Raw genomic sequence first — 19,344 nt, 5'->3', positions numbered from 1 at the left:
AACCGCTTTTTGGTTCACGACGAGAGGGGGCAATACAGGTGACATCATCCTTACTGGACATTCCCATCAATTCCGCTGACGGACGCCAGACGACACTTGAGGACTTTCGAGGACAGGTGATGCTTGTCGTCAACGTTGCCTCCAAATGCGGCCTGACAGTCCAGTATGCGGAGCTTGAAAAGCTTTTCGAGGCAAAGCGCGACGAAGGACTAGTCGTTCTTGCCTTTCCGGCCAACGATTTCATGGGGCAGGAGCCGGGAACCGAAGCGGAAATCGTCGAATTCTGCACCAGCACCTATGACGTGCAGTTCCCGATCTTCGCGAAGATATCGGTCAAGGGCGAGGGGACCCATCCTCTCTACCGCCGCCTGACCGCCCTTGCACCCGAAGCGATCGGCGAGGGGCCGATGCGCGACCGGCTCAAGGGTTATGGCGTCGAAGCCGACAATCCTATTGATGTTCTCTGGAATTTCGAAAAGTTTCTGATCGGCCGCGACGGCAATGTTGCCGCCCGGTTTTCACCGGACGTCACCGCTGACGACCGGCGCCTCGTTGCCGCAGTCGAAAAAGAGCTGGCGCGACAAGGCTGAATCCGAAACGCACGGGCTGCTACTGCTTTTTCCATTCTTGTCGCCCGACACGAAAACACGCTTGCATTCGCTTCCGAATGTTCCAGATTCACGAGGGCGGTGTTGATGGGAGACGGCGATGACGGATGGTCGCAAGGCAACACTTGTGCACATATCGGGAAGAGTACAGGGCGTCAGCTTCCGCGTCTGGACACGCAAGCAGGCCCAAAGGCTCGGCTTGACCGGTTGGGTTCGAAACGAGAATGACGGTTCCGTCACCGCTTTGATCGCCGGGCCTGCTGGCGCGGTCGCTACCATGTTGAAGCAATTCTGGGACGGGCCGCTCGGCGCGGCCGTTTCCCGGGTCGACACCGAACCAGCACCCGCAGGCGAGTTGCCGTCAGAATTTATCATCAGGCATTAGGCGGTACCATTTCGGGTGCCCACTTGGGCAATCGCGCCAAACTTTGCTCCTGTTCAGAAATCCGCCACTTGCCCCGGGCGGTGCCTTTGAAGCGTTCCGGGTGATAAGGGCGGAGGTCGACCAAGTGTAGCATTTTATTTCGTTCGTTCCTGAGCCGGCCATAGTTTATGCCGGCCGCGGAGCCGGCATGGACGATGACAGGCAGTGTTTATGCGTCTATATTCACGACAGGCCATGCAGCATTTTCTGCTGTGCATATGGAAGTGAATGCCAGGGGCGTTGCATGAAGCTTGACCGGATCGACATCAAGATTCTCTACGAGTTGCAGAAGAACGGCCGCATTACCAATGTCGAGCTGGCCGAACTGGTCAATCTGTCGCCCAGCCCCTGCCTGATGCGCGTCAAGAAGCTGCAGTCCGAAGGCTTTATCGTCGGCTATTCGGCGCAGGTGAACGTCGGCAAGCTCGGCCAGACCCTGACTGTCTTCACCGAGATCACGTTGAAGAACCACCGGCAGATCGATTTCGCCCGCTTCCTCGCTGCAATCGAGAAAGTCGAACAGGTTATCGAGTGCCATCTGGTTTCCGGCGGCTACGATTATCTTGTGAAGTTCGTCACCGCCGGGATCGGCGAGTACCAGACCATCATGGAACGGCTAACAGACCTGGACATCGGCATCGACAAGTATTTCAGCTTCGTGGTGCTGAAGTCGCCAATCGTCAAGCCGCACATGCCGCTGACCAGCCTATTCCCGTTGTGATCGCCGAGCTGTCACCGCTACCTCAGTATATGTGTCTACATGCGGCATGTTGCTGCTTATTTGCCGGCGTTGGTCTTGCGCCTACACATGTTCCTGGCTGGAGGCCTCCCCCCCGATCGTGGTGAGTGCGCGGCCCATGGTTGCCAGGAAGAGGTCAACATGCTCGGCCTGGCATACCAGTGGAGGGCGCACCTTGAGCGCATCCTCATTCGCGCCGGTGGTACTGATGAGCACGCCGTCGTCCCGCATTGCATTCACCACGTCCAAAGCCATCGCACGCCGATCCGAGCTCGGTGTCTCTGCGGACCCGATGTCCACGCCAATGAAGAGGCCGGCGTTTCGTGTTGCACGGATTGCCGGATGCTGCTTCGCCATTTCCTCCAGCCCTGCACGGAGACGCCGGCCCATCGCGAGCGCATTTTCAAGGATTCTGTCGCGTTGTATGATTGTCAACACGGCGTCCGCCGTTGCAATTCCCACTGTATTTCCGGCAAATGTATTCGAATACCGCGCGATGGCACCAAACCGCTCCATGGGAGCTTTGCGGCCAACAACGGCGCCAATCGGAAACCCGTTACCCATCGGCTTGCCGAGAGTTACAAGATCGGGAACGATCCCGTGCCGCTCAAAGCCCCACATATGTGTGCCAGTTCGCCCGAAGCCCGGCTGAACTTCGTCGGCGATGACGAGACCGCCTGCATCCTGCACCGCCGCAACTCCGCCGGCAATGAAGCCGGGGGGATCCACCCACACGCCGTCGCTTGAAAAGATGCTGTCGATGAGCAGGGCGGCAACGTCAATGCCCCGACGGTTCAGATCCCGTATCGCTGAACGAACCTGTGCCTCGAAAAAGTCGGCGGCTTGCGATTCTGGTATACCTGCCGGACCGGGCAGAGAAACCATGCGCACGAACGGGCTAAGCTTTACCGCGTCGCCCAAATTCGGCGAAACGGCAGCCGCAGCCGCACTCGTGCCGTGATAAGCATACGAGGAGACAATCACGCCTTCGCCGCCGCTCGCGAGGCGTGCGATGCGCAGGGCCAGATCGTTGGATTCACTGCCGGTGCAAGTAAATACTACTCGGCTGAGCTCCTCTGGAAATGTATCAACCAACCGCTCGGCATAGTCGACAAGTCTTGGCTCGAGATAGCGCGTGTTGGCGCTAATTCGCGCAGCCTGGTCGGCCATCGCCGCGTTCACCTCTGGGTGGCAGTGGCCGAGGGAGGGAACGTTGTTATAGAAATCCAGATAGGCTCGCCCGTCCGGATCATAAAGCCACATGCCTTCGCCGCGAACGAAATGCACGGGCCGTCGATATTGAAGTCGATAAGATGCTCCCAGAACTGCATCACGACGGGCAATCAGCTTGGCCTCGCGCGCTGGCAGGTCAAACTCACCTGGTCTGTAGCGATTGGGCATAAGGTCTGTGGACATGTTTGCTACCTCTCTGAGAGTTACGGCGAAGGCCGTGACATTGCCGCAAGGACTGCCGCCTCGCCTGATGCAGCAGAAAGAGGCGCCAGGATGGTTAGCCCGCGCTCGGCACGAGCAACATTCTTTTTGATGTATTGCGCGTCGGCCGGAAAGAGGTGGGAGCGCCAGTAATTTATCAGTATCAGCGCGCTTTGACGTGCGCGCATGAGTCCGACCAGCAGTCTTGCTTCCAAGGCGGAAAGTGGAAGGACCGCGGCATAGCCGGCAATGAGATGCTCGGCTCCGCCTAAAGGAAGAGTCGGATCCGTCACGACGTGACTTGCCGCGATCGCTAAATCCTGGATCTTTGGGCTCCAGCAGCCATCGCCGAAATCGATGAAGCCCAAACCATCGCTGGTAACGATTGTGTTGAATGGACTAGGATCGTTATGAGTAACCTGCCACTCCAAGTTCGGGATCTGCGGCTCGATGACTTGAATGTATTCCGCCATTGCCCTGCGAACGCTTGCGGCTACGCTTCCGGATGGTAAGTATTCCTCAAGTTCCATCAACCGTGGCCAGCACCCGACATGCCATAGAACGGGGCGGTCGGCTGCGGGTAGGTTGACTTGCCCGAGCGTTAGGTCCAGCCGGCCGAGAGCGCTGCCAGTACGGGAGAGCAGGTCAGGTGTGGGCGTTTCCTTGTGCAGAGACAAGCCCTCAATTCGAGTCTGCAGGTAACCACTAATACCCTCTTCCTCAAACATCAATGCGCCGTCACTGGTGGGGATAAGTGTGGGTGCAGCAAATCCGGCGCTGTTCTGTAGTGCCGCCAAGGCGGCGCTTTGGAAACGGAAGCTGTCGATCGCCTCTCTTCGTGTTGACGTCTTCAGGATCAGTTTGCTGCCGTCCTGCAGGGAGACCTCAGAAGTGCGTTCGACCTCAGACGATAAGACCGCGATCGATCCTTCCAGTCCGTAGTGTCGCTTGAGCAGTGTCGCCGAAATATCGGGTTCCGGCTCGTCCGGGGGCGTAGAGAGAATCGCCGATGCGGCGCGAAAGTAGGCTTCTGTCGACGCCGCTACACACGTCCGATGACAGGAGCTCGTACCAGCAGAGGTGTTGTGCCGGCCTAGCTCCTGATCGGCAGCAAGTCCACCAAGGTCGCCCAATTTGATGATCCTCGTCCGTTCACTGGTGTTTTTCGGGCTACGAAGTCGGGTGCTCTGATCCAGTCTGACCAGCTCAGAGCAGGCACTCCAGCATAGCTCAATGGTTCGCGCGGGCTTGCCATCCCTGAACCGCTCTTAACTCAATCAGAGTCCAAAAACGCCGGGCAGCTGGGAAATATCGCGAATCTCGGTGTATTCATAATAGGGGTTGGCCGGCTCATGGCCACGATTGACCCACACCTTGCTCTTTATGCCCAGATCATAGGCGGACATGAGGTCGTGACGGAAAGACGACGACACGTGCGTTATGTCCTCCGGTCCGCATCCGAGCATGTCAAACATATATTCAAACGCCTTGAGGTGCGGCTTGTAGGCTCCTGCCTCCTCGGCAGTGTAGACAGCATGAAACGGCGCGCCGAGCTTTGCCACGTTCGACTGGATCTGGGCCACCATGGAATTTGTCAGAATGACAAGGGGGATTTCCTTGGCGAGCTTAGCCAGGCCTTCGGGCACATCCGGATGCGGTCCCCATGTCGGTACGCGGTTGTAGATGGCTTCGGCGTCCTCGGGCCGGAATTGCACCTTGTTGCGGCGGCACGTGCGCTCCAAGGCGTTGTGGACAACGTCGGCGTAGGGCTTCCAGTCCTGCATAACCTCATCGATTCGGTACGCCTGGAAGTTCTTGATGAATTCGTTCATGCGCGGCCCATCCAGAAGATGACCGAACAGATCCCGAGCGGCTTCCGCCATCTGAAAGTTGATCAACGTACCATGGCAGTCGAATGTTACGTATTTAGGCCTGAAGCGGTCCATGTCCTTGGCTCCTGTGAACTGTACGGCATGGACGAAGCATAGTTGCAGTCGTTTGGCAGAATGTGCCGGAATGCTTTATCTTTCAGCAGAAGTCTCTTCGGTCGCCGCAAATCCCGCACAACCTTTCGCTGGCGCCGCGTCTCGCATTTGCGCCTGTCCTGAGTTGAGTTGCTCGAGCGAATGCAGCCGTTCGCGAGGTCGGAATTGACCGCATCGTGTTGGAACCATTGGGGTCTGCCTCTAACGGCAACTGACGAGACGGGACTAGCGGGGAATACCGACGATTTCGAGCGTCGGCAGTCGAAGCGAGAGCGATCCAAGAGCTGGCGTTCCGTGGCTCCTCTGCACAGGCTTCCTGCGTGTATGAGCCGAATAAGCTACCAATGCCCTCATCAGGGGATGGGCTGCGGTTCACCCGAGTGCGTGACCAGCCAAGCCATAAACCCAAGGTTCGCCGGCCTTACGGTTCAAAAGGAGTTGGCCCCGCGACATAGTCGTAACTCGTTCGGCCACTTGAAAGTCGCTCGCGCGTAGAAACTTCACCAACGGTCCTGTTTCCCGCGTGTCGACGCGCGCGAACTGGCCTTTCAGATTCCGTAGATGGACCGCGATAAGCTGAAGCGCGTCATCGTCATTGCTTGCTACCACAGGGCCGATCACATGGCCGCGGCCGAACTCCCTGCACATCGAATAGCCAACGATCCTGCCATCGCGGCGGAGGGTTTGGATGCTGGAAATCGGGACTAGTGCCGAGATCAGCTCCTCGCGCTTCCAACCGAACGCCTGGGTATCAAGTTCGATGATCTGCCCCAGTGCATCGATCCCCGCTTCAATCAAATCACCGTTCGGAGCGGGCAAGTTCGGCAGAGAGGAAGCAACTGTCCCCTGGTGCATCCATACCGTCGCCTCGTTTGCAAAACCCAATGAGACATACAGATTGTGGGCCGCACGAGTTGAATTGAGATACAGATTTCTGCCGCGACATTCTTCGAACACCTGCTCCATGAGCCAACGCGCATTACCCTGAGCTTGCGAGCGCGGGGTGGTAATCACCAGGCCGATCATCGCAACGTCTTGGCCGTAGGGGAACCACATGGCGCTCCCGAAAACCCGCCCGATGCTGTCTACTACCGCAATACCCCGGCCGAACTGGCGAAGCCAATCCCAGTCCTTGGGACGGTGTGGCCATCCGACCGCCACGGATAAGGCATGGAGCGAGCCGACATCAACCTCATTGATCTCCCGAGCCACCAACTCGAATGATTTAAGTCGAACTGACTTCGGCATTGAATTTGAGCTCCTTCGCCTGGTCGACAGTGGAACGCCCTTGGCAACGCTACTGCCCAGCGTCAATCAGCTCATGATTGCACATCAGCCTCGGCATCTTTCACTGATTTGCTCTCGGGAGTCGAAATCTTCCCCTGAAATTTGCGGCGCTGGGCTGGACGAAATCCGTGTGCCACGATTTGCTTCAGCGTCGGGTGATGACAACGCAACTTTGCTCAACTTAGATAAAGCAACGTTCGACAGACTGCCCGGTGGCCGCACATAAACTGCAGCATAAATCAGCTCTGCAGCGCGTCAAGAAATGCTGAACGCACCTAGCCTTTTGGAATTTCATGCTGTTGCTGCAGCGTAATTCGGTGACTCGTTCGGCAGGAGAAGCCGATACTCGGTCGTGGCATGTCCGTGCGCTATCAGGAGGAGCCCGCCGAAGGGCATCTCCTTTCAATCTTAAAGCACTCTGCATGTATCGGTAGGAGCTCGGCAGTTTGTGTCAGTGCGTTTTGGAGGCGGTCGCGATTGTCAACGGAACCCTGTTTGGCCTCGCAGCCTATCTCTACACCGAGAACGTGAAACGCTCCTGTCGCGCGGCCGAGGCGCCCAAATTCGGCACGATCGGCTTCAACACTGGCGCGATCTCGACCGAAGTGGCCCCTTCGCCGGCACAAGCAATCTGGTCTGGGCGCGAAGGCGCTCAGGCAGGCATTGATCAATACCCGCAGATGAAGAGCGTCCATATCGATGGCCGGGCTTAAGTTTGCGGGCCAGTATAACGTTTTTGCCTTCGTACCAATGATGGGAGAAAGTTCGTGAAAACTCTGCTTCTCAAGAAAGAAGAAGTCCGCGAGTTGATCAGTATGAAGGATGTGATCGGCGCCGTGGAGGAGGCCTATAAGGCCTTCAACAGCGGTCAGGTCGAGCAACCCGATTATATCGGAATGCATCTCCCGTCGCCCGGTAGCGAAATCGACTTCAAGCTCAGCCACTACAAAGCCAATCAACTCATTTCAATGAAAACGTCGTCGGGAGGGTTTGCCGACAATCCGACTGCATTCGGCCTACCGAGCGGGATGGGGACCATTCTGTTGTTCGACGCCAGAAGCGGGGCGCTAATTTGCGTTATGGACGGAAGCCTGATCACGGGCTTGCGAACGGGCGCGGCTGGCGCCGTTTCCGTAAAAGTGCTCGCGAGGAAAGACGCTCGAAGGATCACGTTCATCGGAACCGGAAATCAGGCCAGAATGCAGATCCGCGCGATCCGCGAGGTCATGAATATCGAAGAGATCCATGCGTGGGACAACAGCGCGGATACGCTTTCCCGTTACAAATCCGATATTGAGAGCGAGTTCGGCATTCCCGTCGTCATTGCGTCTTCCAAGAGGGATGCAGTCGAGCAGGCCGATATCCTGATTACGACGACGCGGGGCAAAGGCTCGCTGGTGGAAGCCGATTGGGTAAGGCCCGGCACGCATATCGTCGCGATCGGCACTGATCAGCGGGGCAAACAGGAACTGGATCCAGAGATATTCAGAAATGCCAAAGTCGTCGTCGACTCGATCGCGCAATGCAGCGAGAAGGGGGAGACATGGCATCCGTTGGACCGGCAAATCATGACCAAGGATGGCATCCACGGCGAAATCGGTGAGCTACTACTCGGCAATAAGCCGGGAAGAGAAAACGATCAAGAAGTGACGATTTTCGACTCTACTGGAATGGCGATCCAGGACAACACAACCGCGTCGAAGATCTACAGCAATGCCGTAAAAAGAGGTGTGGGGGCTTTATTCGAATTCTTCGAGTCCTGACCCGGACGGCTATTGGCAAAACGGCTGGAAGGGAAGGTTCCAGCACGGGCGGGCACGCCGTTAACTCGCAGTCCGACGCCGAAAGACAAATCAATCTTCCGGGCGATCCTTTCCTTTCCGTCAGGAAAACCCGAGCTCTAACACACTGAGGCGAGCACCATGCTAGACCATCCGACCATTCAGGACATTCGTGAAGCCCGCGAACGATTGGCACCGCATATCAGACACACGCCGTTGCTGCGCGCTGACAAGATCGAAAAGGCCGCGGGTTGTCAGCTCTATCTCAAACCCGAAACGCTGCAGATTACCGGCGCATTCAAAATTCGCGGCGCTCTCAACAAGATGCTTTCGCTGCCGCGAGAAGTCATCGCAAACGGCGTCATTGCCAGTTCCTCAGGCAATCATGCCCAAGGGCTCTCATATGCGGCTCGAATGCTCGGTGTGAAGGTCGTCATAATTGTTCCGGCCACTACGCCCAAGATCAAGATTGCCAATACCGAAGCATTGGGCGCTGAGGTCATTGTCTTTGATGGCGACACCGCCGCGAGATGGAAGCGGGCCTATGAAATCGCCGAAGAGAACAACTACGCGACCGTCCACGGCTTTGAAGACCCGCTGGTCATGGCCGGTCAGGGCACAATCGGCTGTGAAATTCTGGAGGATTTGAATGACGTCGAGACGGTCATTGTTCCCTTGGGCGGTGGAGGCCTGATCTCGGGAATTGCGACCGCCATCAAAGAAACCAAACCGTCGGTTCGAGTCATCGGTGCTGAGCCTGCTTTGACGCCGAAATACCATCAGAGCCGGATCAACGGGCAGCGCACCTCGTTGCCACTGAAAAATACGATCGCGGACGGCCTGAGAATTAGTGTTCCAGGTCAGAACCCGTATCCAATAATTGAAAAATACGTCGATGAAATCATTCTCGTCGGAGACGAGCACATCATCGCGGGCATGCGCGCACTTGCAAAGGATGCCAAGCTGGTTGCGGAGCCGGCGGCTTCGATCGGCATCGGGGCCCTGCTCGCGGGCTCCATAAAAGTCCGGTCGGATGAAAAGGTCTGCGCGGTGCTGAGCGGTGGCAATTGGAACCTGGCGGATCTTGCCGAGATATACAAGGTCGGCTCGGAATGACCTGCTTGTCGTACTCGTTGGATGCGCATGGCGCCTGCAAGAGCTGGATCTCACCGGCATGATGCAGGTAGCACGCTCCCGAAACACAACAGGTCCCTCGTTCCGGGGCATGTGCACGAAACTTTCTGCTTTGAGGCGGGCGGATTCAATAGAATTTGCTGCTTGAGATAGAGCGTTCGGCAGAAAAAGTTCCACCCAGGACGTAATGTGGAGATCAGAGCGCCGCCTCGAAAGTTACTTCAAGGAGACCTGCGATGAACGCCACGGAAATACTCGACCGGCTGGTCGGGTTTCCCTCCGTTGTCGGCACGGCAAATGACGGGATCGTTGCATGGATCCGGGACTATGCCGAGCGCTGTAGTGCCATGGTGACTGTGTTGCCGGGACCGGAAGGCGATCGCGCCAATCTCTTCATAACGGTCGGTCCCAATCATGTGCCCGGCTACATTCTCTCCGGACATATGGACGTCGTTCCAGCGCTGGAGCCGACATGGACGTCCGATCCCTTCCGCCTGCGGGCGAACGGCGATCTGCTCTTCGGCCGGGGCACGAGCGACATGAAGGGCTTCCTTGCTGCCGCATTGGCGGCACTGCCCGCAATCGCCGACATGCCGCTCGCACGCCCAGTCCATTTTGCATTCTCCTATGATGAGGAAGCCGGTTGCCAGGGGGTTCCTCACCTGATCCGCCGGTTGCCCGACCTTTGCGCCAAGCCGATCGGCGCGATCATCGGCGAGCCCAGTGGCTTGCGCGCTGTCCGTGCCCACAAGGGCAAGGCCGCTGCGAGAGTTGAGATCTGCGGACGCTCCGGCCATTCGTCGCGGCCCGATCAAGGCCTGAATGCGATCCATGCCTTCGCCTGCGTCCTGCTCGCCGCCGTTCGTACCGGAGAGGCTCTGCAGAGCAGCAGATTGGACCCGAGCTTCGAGCCACCCTATTCCTCGCTGCAGGTCGGAACTGTGTCTGGTGGGCAAGCCGTGAACATCATTCCGGATTGCCTTACGGCGGAAATCGAGGCTCGGGCGATAACGGGCGACGCACCCGTCGATCTCCTCGAGCCGGTTAGGCTTGCCGCACTCGCGCTGGAGCAGCAAGGCTTTCAGACAAAGTGGGAACTTCAGAGCAGCTACCCGGCGTTGTCGCTAGCCGCCGATGCGCCGCTTGCTAGGCTGCTGGAAGAACTGACCGGGGCCGAAACACTGGCGGCGGTGAGCTACGGCACGGAAGCGGGGCTTTACCAGGCTGCCGGCATCGACGCGATCATCTGCGGGCCCGGCGACATCGCTCGGGCCCATCGCGCCGACGAATTCATCCGCGTCGACGAACTGGCCGCGTGTCAGGCGATGATCGAGCGGCTCGCTGAAACACTCCGAAGCTGAGGCATCTCAATGGCGTTCTGGTTCAATTCCGATCGAGAGCGAGGGCGCATCTTCGCCGAAGCCTTCGCGCGCGATCTGCCCGATCTACCCTTCGTCATGGATGCGGAGCACGCCGATCCCGATGATATCCGTTACGTCCTGACATGGACCGCACCGCGAGATCTCGACCGCTTCAAAAACCTGGAAATCGTCTTCTCCATCGGCGCCGGCGTCGATCAGTTCCGGATCGCGAACCTTCCGCCCCAAGTCAAACTCGTCCGAATGGTCGAGGACGGCATCGTGCGCATGATGCAGGAATATGTGACGCTTGCCGTGCTGGCGCTTCACCGCAATCTCAAGGCCTATCTGGCGCAGCAATCGGAAGGCAAATGGCAGGCCCTGCCCGCCCGACAGGCCGCAGACCGCCGGATCGGCGTGCTCGGCCTCGGCATGCTCGGCCAAGCGGTCATCGAACGGCTGATGCCATTCGGCTTTCCGCTCTCGGGCTGGAGCCGCTCTGCGCGCCAGATCGAAGGCGTGCGCTGCTATCACGGCGCCGAGTCGCTGGCGTCCTTTCTCGGCGAGACCGACATTCTGGTATGCCTCCTCCCGCTCACGGAGGAGACCCGCGGCATTCTCGATACGCGGCTCTTCTCGGCACTGCCGCCCGGCGCATCACTCGTCCATGTCGGCCGCGGCGCGCAGCTCGATCACGAGGCGCTTATTGGTGCGCTCGATATGAATCAATTGTCGGGCGCGGTGATCGACGTCACCGAACCGGAGCCTTTGCCACCTGAGCATCCGTTCTGGTGCCACCCCAAGATCATGCTCACGCCCCACATCGCCAGCGTGACCCAGCCTGAAACCGCAGCCCGCTCGGTCATCGAAAACATCCGGCGTCATCGCGACGGCCTCGACCCGATCGGACTGGTCGACCCGAACCGCGGCTACTGAACCACAGCAGGACACAAAGGAGAAACCATGTCCCTACTCAAGACCATCGAACCGAACAGCACAGAGGCCCCGCGCGAATCCAAACCGGTTCCGGAGCGGCTAATCTCCGGCGACCCCTCGTTCAAGACCTGGGCTCAGGATGTGGCACGCGATGGACTCGTCCATACCGGTGTCTGGGAAGCAACGCCAGGCCTCACCCGCTCGATCAAGGGCGAGACCTTCGAGTTCTGCCATATCCTCCAAGGCGTCGTTGAGCTCACACCGGATGACGGCGAACCGGTTACCTACAAGGCAGGCGACAGTTTTGTTATGAAGCCGGGCTTCACCGGCACATGGCGCACCATCGAAACCGTCAGGAAGATCTATGTGGCGGTGATGTAACCGCACCACCGACCAGTCCCACGAGTAACACACGAGCCCTATGGACAGAAATAGTCGCATAAGGCCTCGTGTGGTCTCGGCCCTATCATCAGCAAGGACACGGCCATGGCTCTGAGCTTCAATCCCGACACAATCGAGTTGCCGAAAGGTCATTTCATCGGCGGTCGCTATATCGGTGCCAACGGCGTGCTGCCCATGCATCGCCCGTCCGATGCCATCGCCTACGCCGATTGCCCCGTGGCCGACGCTGACCTCGTCGATCAGGCCGTATCGGTTGCGAAGACGGCGCTTCGCGAAAGCGGCTGGTCCACCCGGCGCCCTCGCGAGCGCACGAATGCAATGCATCGCTGGGCGGACCTGATCGAGGCTGAAGGCGAAACCCTTGCCCGCCTAGAAGCCGTCTCCTCCACGCGCCCGATCGCCCAGCTGATGCAGGGCGACGTCGTGGTCACTGCCGAGCAGATACGCTTCTTCGCCGAATTCGCCGACAAGGAAGGCAGCGACCTCGTGCCGACGGACGACTTAAGCCTCGGCATGATCATGACCGAGCCCTATGGCGTCGTCGGGGCGATCACGCCATGGAATTTCCCACTCTCCATGGCGGGCTGGAAACTGGGTCCGGCACTTGCTGCAGGAAATGCCATTGTCTTGAAGCCCTCGGAGATGACGCCCTTTTCGACGCTCTATCTCGCTCAACTTGCCGTCCGCGCCGGCATTCCGGAAGGTCTCATCAACATCGTGCTTGGCGACGGGCAGACCACGGGCCAGGCGATGACCGGCCATCCCGATATCGGCAAGATCAGCTTCACCGGCTCGACGGGGGCCGGTTCCGCGATCATGGCGAATATTGCCAGGACAGGCGTCAAGCCGATGACACTGGAACTCGGCGGCAAGAGTCCGCAAATCGTCTTTTCCGACACCGATCTGATGCTTGCCGCCGATGCGATCGCAAACAGCATCCTCTCCAACGCCGGACAGGCGTGCGTCGCGGGCTCTCGGGTCCTCGTTGAGGAAGCTGCGATGGAGCCGCTGGTCGCCGCCCTGCTCGCTCGAATGGCAACGATCGAGCCCGGCCCAACCTGGGACGAGCGCTCCAACTACTCGCCAATCATTTCCGAGCGTCAGATCGATCGCATCCACGCGATCGTGCGTGCGGCGCGCGACGCCGGCGCCGAATGCCTTGCCGGCGGCAAACGCCTCGAGCGGGAAGGCTATTTCTATGCTCCGACGCTGCTGTCGAATGTCGACCAGGCCTCCCCTGCGGTCAAAGAGGAAATCTTCGGGCCGGTGCTGACGGTGCAGAGCTTCGCCGATGAGGAAGAGGCGCTCGCACTGGCCGATCACCCCTCATACGGGCTGGCGGCGGGTCTCTTCACCCGCGATCTCAACCGCTCCATCCGCATGACGCGCCGGCTGCAGGCCGGCACCGTCTGGGTCAATCGCTACAGCCGCTCCCGCGACCATATCCTGCCGACGGGCGGCTACAAGCGTTCGGGTATCGGCAAGGATCTCGGCCGCGAAGCCTATCATGCCAACCGCAAGAGCAAGAGTGTGCTCATCAACCTCCAGGATCAGACATGAAGACCTATTCCATCGCGCTACTGCCGGGGGACGGCATCGGCAACCCGGTCACCGAGGCCGCCTGGGACGTGCTGCAGGCCACGGCGAAGACGTCAGGCTTTTCGCTTGAAGGGACGGCCTTTCCTTGGTCCTGCGACTTCTACAAACAGACCGGCGCCATGATGCCGACGGATGGGATCGAAACACTCAGTCGCTTCGATGCGATCCTGCTCGGCGCCGTGGGTTGGCCGGCCGAAGTGCCGGACTCAGTTTCGCTGCACGGGCTGCTGCTGCCGATCCGCAAGGCTTTCACACAATATGCCAATATTCGCCCTCACCGGCTGCTGCCAGGGGTCTCGGGTCCGCTGAAAAGCGGTGCGTTCGACATTCTCTGCATCCGCGAAAACACAGAGGGCGAATATTCCGGCGCTGGCGGCCGAATCCATCAGGGGACAGCTGACGAGGTGGCGGTGGAGACCTCCATTTTCACCCGAAAAGGCGTCGAACGCATCCTGCGCTTCGCTTTCGAGCAGGCTCGCATGCGGCGCGGTAAATTGGCCTCGGTCACCAAATCCAACGCCCAGAAATATTCCATGGTGTTTTGGGACGAGATCACGCGAAGGCTGGCGGCCGAATATCCAGATGTCGAGGTGACGAGCTATCACATCGACGCGATGGCGGCGCGCATGGTCATGGCGCCGGAATCGCTCGACGTCGTTGTCGCTTCCAACCTGTTCGGCGATATCCTCACCGATCTCGGTGCCGCCATCCAGGGTGGGCTGGGCTTTGCGGCGTCCGCCAACATCAATCCTGATCGCTCAGCGCCGTCCATGTTCGAACCGGTCCACGGATCCGCGCCCGACATCGCCCATCTTGGAATCGCCAATCCAATCGCCGCGATCTGGTCGGGCGCGATGATGCTGGAGCACCTCGGAGAGACGCCGGCTGCCGCCCGCATGGTGTCCGCCATCGAAGCGACGACGAAGGCCGGGATCGGCATCATTCCCGGAAGAGACAAGACCGAGACGATCGCGAGGGCAGTGCTCGAGCGTCTTCTCTGAGGGGCCGCGTGAGTTCTTTCGTCGGCATCCGCGGACCTATTCCACTGGCTCCGGCTGCGGCAGCAAGCGCGGCAAACTCGGCGTTGAGCTATTCCATCGGTTAAAAAAGGAGGCGCGGATCGTGAGATCCGCGCCCTAGTTGGCGGCAGGGGGAGGAGGAGGGGCCGCCTATTGAAATCTGTCGAGGGTCTTGTAGTAGAGCCCGACCAGTGGCAGAAACCAGGGCTTGCCGAAATGGCCGGGAACGGCGGGCCATTCGAGACCCTTGAGCGGATTGCGATCCGCCTTGCCGAGTATGGCGTCTGCCATAATCATTCCCAGATGGGTCGAGAGCTGCGCACCATGGCCCGAATAGCCCATTGCATACCAGACGCCATCCACATAGCCCGCCCGGGGAAACCGGTCCTTGGTCATATCGACCAGGCCGCCCCAGCAATAATCGATCTCGACATTGGCGAGCTGCGGAAATATCTGGGCGAGGCTAGCGCGCAGGATGGCGCCACTCTTGGCGTCCGAACGTTGATCCGATGTCGCGGCGAAGCGGGCGCGGCCGCCGAAGATCAGCCGGTTGTCAGGCGACAGGCGGAAATAGTTGCCGATATTCATGGAGGTGGTGCAGGTGCGGTTGCCCGGCATGGTGGCCGCCACCTCAGCTGCGGTCAAAGGCCGGGTCGCTATCAGGAAACTGCCGACGGCAATGATGCGGCGCCGGAAATAGTTGAAGGAGGCTCCGGACGTGTAGGCACCGGTCGCGACCAGGACATGGTCGGCGGTCACCTCGCCTCGAGAGGTCTCCAGCCGGTGCTTAGCGCTTGAAACTGTGTGGCGTGTTACCGAAGCCCTTTCGAATATCGTGGCGCCATGCCTGACCGCAGCATCGGCCAGTCCAACGACATACCGGCCCATATGCATCATGGCGCTCTTCTTGGACAGCATTGCGCCGTGGAAGGGAGAGCCGACCTCGGTCTTGAGTTCATCCGCCCTCAGCAGCGCGGTATCCGGATCGACCTCCCGATGAACCGCTTCGAAATTGCGGGCGATGGCGTCGAAATGCTGCGGCTTTGACGCCAGCTTCAGTTTCCCCGCTCGACGGAAGTCGCAGTCGATCTTTTCTTCAGCAACGATTTTTTCGATCGTATCGATCGAGTCGTCGAGCGCGCGATAAAGCGCCACTGCGCGTTCTTTTCCAAGCTCTGCCTTGGCGGCGATGAAGCTGTGGGCAAGCCCGTTGTTGAGATGTCCACCGTTGCGGCCAGATGCACCCCAGCCGACGTGGTTCGCCTCCAGCACGGCAACGCGCGCACCCGACTTTGCGAGCTGCCGCGCCGCGGCGAGTCCCGTGAAGCCCCCGCCGATAACGACAACATCATAGCGGCCATCGACGGGGTCAACGCAGGCGCCCGCGAATTTCGATGCGGTGTCGTGCCAGTAGGATTCGAACTTCATCGCCTTGCTCCGCTAGAGGCCAACGCCGGAATACATGAACATTGGGACTACACTCCAGTAACCTAAGCTCGTGGATTTCGATCGGTGTCGGATCATCGAGTTGGTCCTTGGTTATGCCCGAGGCGCTTTCGTATGAGCAATTCTACGAAGGCTATGCAGAGCAACTGGCCGCAATTGCCACTCTGCGAAGCAGATTCTTCCGAATTTCGTCGGTATTTGGCAGAGAGTTGCGCCCGCGAACCGCTGAGGCACCGAGCCATTCGTGGATTTGCTGTCAGCATAAGATGCGGTGACCGCACTCCAACACGGTCAAAGATGTCGCCCGTCTCCATTTGTCGGGACGATCTTCTTTTCAGCTGACGTTATTCTTCCCTTTAGAGAAGCAGGGATCCAGACAATGCATATGACCCAACTCCACATGGTTCCGTTTGGCACTGAACATCTTGAAGGCGCGCTGGCGCTTTCACGACAGGCCGGATGGCCACACAGGCTGGCGGATTGGGAAACGGCACTTGCAATGAGCACAGGCGTGGTCGTGCTGGATAACGAAAAGGTCGTGGGTACTACACTCACGACACGCTTTGGAGGCTGCGCCACCATAAATATGGTCATCGTCGCCGAAGCCATGCGCGGACGTGGGCTCGGCCGCCGCTTGATGGAAGCGGGCCTTAATGGTGCTCGCGATGTGCCGTGCAGACTGATCGCGACCCAGGAAGGCCTGCCGCTCTATGAAAAGGTGGGCTTCCGCCAAGTTGGCGACATCCTGCAATGTCAGGGCATCTGCGCGGCCGTTGAGGCGCCGATGGATGTCGAGTGGATGCAACCCAGTGATCTCCCGGAAATAGCCGCCCTGGACAATGTCGCCTTCGGCGCTGATCGCAGTAAGCTGATTTTCTATATGAAGGATATCGGACGGTTTGCGGTGATCCGGCGCGATGGGCATGTCGTAGGTTTTTCAGTAACGCGGTCCTTTGGTCGCGGTGAGGTCATCGGTCCCGTGGTGGCGGAGAATGCGGAGGATGCCCGCAAGCTCATCCTGTTCCAAATAGCGGCTCGAAGCGACAGATTTCTTCGCATCGACACACCCAAGGACCTAGGCTTGTCGCAGTGGCTGGCCGAGTTTGGACTCGTCCATGTCGGTGGAGCGACGGCGATGCGGCGCGGCGGCGAGACCAATCCATCTCCCCATGTCACAACCTTTGCCCTTGCCAATCAGGCTTTCGGCTGAACGGAGACAACGATGCACAGCAACTCCCTTATCGAACTCGACCGCGCCCATCTCGTTCATCCGGTCGCCGCCTATCGCACCCACGAAAAGCTTGGCGTGCGCGTTCTGTCCTCTGCGTCCGGCGCGACCGTGACCGACATGACCGGCCGCCAGCTTATCGACGGCTTTGCCGGTCTCTGGTGCGTGAATGCGGGGTACGGACATGAAAGCATCGTTGAGGCTGCCGCGCGGCAGATGCGGGAACTGCCTTACGCCACTGCCTATTTCGGTCTCGGTTCGGAGCCGGCGATCCGCCTTGCCGCGGCGCTTGCCGAGCGGGCGCCGGGCAATCTCAACCATGTTTATTTCACCCTTGGCGGATCGGATGCGATCGACAGCACGGTTCGCTTTATCCGTTTTTATTATCACGCCAAGGGAACCCCGCAGAAAGACCAGTTTATCTCGCTCGAACAGGGCTATCACGGCTCCTCGACCGTGGGCGCCGGGCTCACAGCTCTTCCCGCCTTCCATGCCGGCTTCGGCATACCGTTCGAGTGGCAGCACAAGATCCCCTCGCATTATGTCTATCGCAATCCTGTGGGTACCGATCCACAAGCGATCATCAATGCCTCACGGCAGGCCCTGCGACGGAAGGTGGAGGAAATCGGCGCCGAACGGGTGGCGGCTTTCTATGCCGAACCGATCCAAGGTTCCGGTGGGGTGTTGGTGCCGCCGAGGGGCTGGATGAAGGCGATGCGCGATCTCTGCCGCGAACTCGACATCCTGTTCATCGCCGACGAGGTGATCACCGGATTTGGCCGCACCGGCCCGCTTTTCGCCTGTAGCGAAGACGATGTGGTTCCCGATTTTCTCACCGTCGCCAAGGGCCTGACCTCCGGCTATGCGCCGATGGGCGCGGTCTTCATGACGGACCACGTCTATAACACCATTGCCGACGGTGCCGGCGGTTCCGCCGTGGGCCATGGCTATACCTACTCCGCCCATCCGGTGAGCGCCGCGGTGGGGCTCGAGGCTTTGCGGCTCTATGAGGGCGGGCTCCTGGAAAATGGTCGGCGGGCAGGCGCTCGCCTTATGGAGGGGCTGCAGGGTCTTGCCGACCATCCGCTCGTCGGCGACGTCAGAGGCCGAGGCATGCTGGCGGCGATCGAACTCGTCACCGATAAAACGAAAAAGACGCCGCTTCCCGCCGTGGCCGATCCTTCTCGCCGGATTTTCGACCGGGCTTGGGACAACGGCCTTATCATTCGCGCCTTTGGAAATGGCGTGCTGGGCTACGCGCCGCCGCTTTGCTGCACCGACAGCGATATCGATGCGATTGTCGATCGCACACGGAAGACGCTCGACCAGACAATTGAGGACGGGGATGTCAGGGCCCTCATGGCTTGACCCGGGGGCGAGTTGGTCATTTCCAGCAGCTCTCGGAATGGCCGCTTAGGAGGAGCCTCTCCGCCTTTGCTGGCCTTTGCCGGCTCAAAAGGGAAAGAGGCTGGTCAGCGGCAGACGCGATTTGACGATCGGCGATTTCAGCACGACGTAACGAAATATTAGTCGATGCCGATATCGCCGAGGTCGCTGAACGCCGACTGAACGTCCGTACGATGGCCGCATGATAAGATCGGCCTATGTCGCCGGCGACAGTCACTTGAGCGGAAGCGCTTTCAGCTGTTTCGCAACCTGCTAGTGCGGACGGAACTCTGGATAAATTGCGGCGCGATGGTTACCTTCCAGAAGGCTAGGTGTTACGCGGTAGAGGCCGCTTGCGACGGGGCAGCAGCCAGGCCAATCAGCGCGCATGACTGCAAACGCAAACATTCGTTTCATAGATTATTGTCTCGTTGAGGGATCTCAACGGCAAAGCACAGATGTCTTCAATCCCTGATCTTCAATGAAACAAGCGAAACTACTCATCTTTGATTGCCGGAATCGCTCAAGCGCGCCTCGCGCTGAGAGCCCATAGAGGTACGGGTCACGGCATTCCAGGT

Annotated in this window: 17 protein-coding genes and 2 pseudogenes; 13 read left to right on the top strand and 6 right to left on the bottom strand. The window is 59.2% G+C overall.

Annotated elements, in window-relative coordinates:
* The first annotated feature begins 38 nt into the window (after positions 1-38).
* From JNB71_RS21925 to JNB71_RS21915, 3 genes are all read left to right on the top strand, one after another.
* Positions 39-590 (top strand): glutathione peroxidase, encoded by a 552-nt coding sequence (locus JNB71_RS21925; RefSeq protein WP_220373895.1) that lies wholly within the window; start codon positions 39-41, stop codon positions 588-590.
* 118 nt (positions 591-708) lie between these two features.
* Positions 709-993, top strand: coding sequence for an acylphosphatase (locus JNB71_RS21920; protein ID WP_220373894.1), 285 nt, complete (start codon positions 709-711; stop codon positions 991-993).
* A gap of 283 nt (positions 994-1,276) precedes the next feature.
* A complete protein-coding gene (locus tag JNB71_RS21915; RefSeq protein WP_220373893.1) occupies positions 1,277-1,753 on the top strand; it encodes an Lrp/AsnC family transcriptional regulator in 477 nt (158 codons plus the stop codon).
* Positions 1,754-1,834: 81 nt separating this feature from the next.
* Here the strand turns inward: JNB71_RS21915 and JNB71_RS21910 are convergent, their stop codons facing one another.
* The 4 genes from JNB71_RS21910 to JNB71_RS21895 all read right to left on the bottom strand — a co-directional run bounded on the left by JNB71_RS21910 (position 1,835) and on the right by JNB71_RS21895 (position 6,438).
* A complete protein-coding gene (locus JNB71_RS21910) occupies positions 1,835-3,187 on the bottom strand; it encodes an aspartate aminotransferase family protein (protein ID WP_220373892.1) in 1,353 nt (450 codons plus the stop codon).
* A 20-nt stretch (positions 3,188-3,207) separates the two neighbouring features.
* A complete protein-coding gene (locus JNB71_RS21905; RefSeq protein ID WP_220373891.1) occupies positions 3,208-4,338 on the bottom strand; it encodes a phosphotransferase enzyme family protein in 1,131 nt (376 codons plus the stop codon).
* 144 nt (positions 4,339-4,482) lie between these two features.
* The gene (locus tag JNB71_RS21900; RefSeq protein ID WP_220373890.1) at positions 4,483-5,151 is read right to left on the bottom strand and encodes a haloacid dehalogenase type II; all 669 of its coding nucleotides are present in this window, start codon (positions 5,149-5,151) and stop codon (positions 4,483-4,485) included.
* A gap of 411 nt (positions 5,152-5,562) precedes the next feature.
* Entirely contained in the window at positions 5,563-6,438 is an 876-nt protein-coding gene (locus JNB71_RS21895) for a GNAT family N-acetyltransferase (protein ID WP_220373889.1), read from the bottom strand.
* Between the two features lie 503 nt (positions 6,439-6,941).
* Between JNB71_RS21895 and JNB71_RS21890 the strand changes: the two are divergent.
* The 8 genes and pseudogenes from JNB71_RS21890 to JNB71_RS21855 form a co-directional block, all read left to right on the top strand.
* Positions 6,942-7,190, top strand: a pseudogene (locus tag JNB71_RS21890) (aldehyde dehydrogenase family protein); the annotation flags it as partial.
* Between the two features lie 54 nt (positions 7,191-7,244).
* Positions 7,245-8,240, top strand: a complete 996-nt coding sequence (locus JNB71_RS21885) for an ornithine cyclodeaminase family protein (RefSeq protein ID WP_220373887.1) — start codon at positions 7,245-7,247, stop codon at positions 8,238-8,240.
* A 159-nt stretch (positions 8,241-8,399) separates the two neighbouring features.
* Positions 8,400-9,374, top strand: coding sequence for a threonine/serine dehydratase (locus JNB71_RS21880; RefSeq protein ID WP_220373886.1), 975 nt, complete (start codon positions 8,400-8,402; stop codon positions 9,372-9,374).
* A 254-nt stretch (positions 9,375-9,628) separates the two neighbouring features.
* On the top strand, positions 9,629-10,753 hold the full coding sequence (argE, locus tag JNB71_RS21875; protein WP_220373885.1) for an acetylornithine deacetylase: 1,125 nt from the start codon (positions 9,629-9,631) through the stop codon (positions 10,751-10,753).
* 9 nt (positions 10,754-10,762) lie between these two features.
* Complete coding sequence (locus JNB71_RS21870) at positions 10,763-11,686, top strand: 2-hydroxyacid dehydrogenase (protein ID WP_220373884.1); 924 nt, start codon at positions 10,763-10,765, stop codon at positions 11,684-11,686.
* Positions 11,687-11,713: 27 nt separating this feature from the next.
* Entirely contained in the window at positions 11,714-12,067 is a 354-nt protein-coding gene (locus JNB71_RS21865) for a cupin domain-containing protein (protein WP_220373883.1), read from the top strand.
* A 105-nt stretch (positions 12,068-12,172) separates the two neighbouring features.
* The gene (locus JNB71_RS21860) at positions 12,173-13,648 is read left to right on the top strand and encodes an aldehyde dehydrogenase family protein (RefSeq protein WP_220373882.1); all 1,476 of its coding nucleotides are present in this window, start codon (positions 12,173-12,175) and stop codon (positions 13,646-13,648) included.
* Positions 13,645-14,688 carry a tartrate dehydrogenase gene (locus JNB71_RS21855; protein ID WP_220373881.1) on the top strand — a complete coding sequence of 348 codons (1,044 nt, stop codon included), beginning with the start codon at positions 13,645-13,647 and terminating at the stop codon, positions 14,686-14,688. Before JNB71_RS21860 ends, JNB71_RS21855 begins: the two co-directional genes overlap by 4 nt.
* 168 nt (positions 14,689-14,856) lie before the next feature.
* Here JNB71_RS21855 and JNB71_RS21850 read toward each other — a convergent pair whose 3' ends face one another.
* Positions 14,857-16,134 (bottom strand): NAD(P)/FAD-dependent oxidoreductase, encoded by a 1,278-nt coding sequence (locus tag JNB71_RS21850; RefSeq protein ID WP_220373880.1) that lies wholly within the window; start codon positions 16,132-16,134, stop codon positions 14,857-14,859.
* A gap of 397 nt (positions 16,135-16,531) precedes the next feature.
* On the opposite strand from JNB71_RS21850, the gene JNB71_RS21845 reads away from it, so the two are divergent.
* Positions 16,532-17,362 (top strand): GNAT family N-acetyltransferase, encoded by an 831-nt coding sequence (locus JNB71_RS21845; RefSeq protein ID WP_220373879.1) that lies wholly within the window; start codon positions 16,532-16,534, stop codon positions 17,360-17,362.
* 12 nt (positions 17,363-17,374) lie between these two features.
* On the top strand, positions 17,375-18,748 hold the full coding sequence (locus JNB71_RS21840; RefSeq protein WP_220373878.1) for an aspartate aminotransferase family protein: 1,374 nt from the start codon (positions 17,375-17,377) through the stop codon (positions 18,746-18,748).
* 84 nt (positions 18,749-18,832) lie between these two features.
* Here the strand turns inward: JNB71_RS21840 and JNB71_RS24760 are convergent.
* Positions 18,833-18,924: pseudogene (locus tag JNB71_RS24760) on the bottom strand (Lrp/AsnC family transcriptional regulator); the annotation flags it as partial.
* Positions 18,925-19,344: the final 420 nt, after the last annotated feature.

The sequence above is a fragment of the Rhizobium herbae genome (assembly GCF_019511375.1).
Lineage (GTDB): Bacteria > Pseudomonadota > Alphaproteobacteria > Rhizobiales > Rhizobiaceae > Pararhizobium > Pararhizobium herbae_A.
Note: the sequence above shows the minus strand (reverse complement) of the source record. Positions and strands in the feature narration are given on the sequence as shown.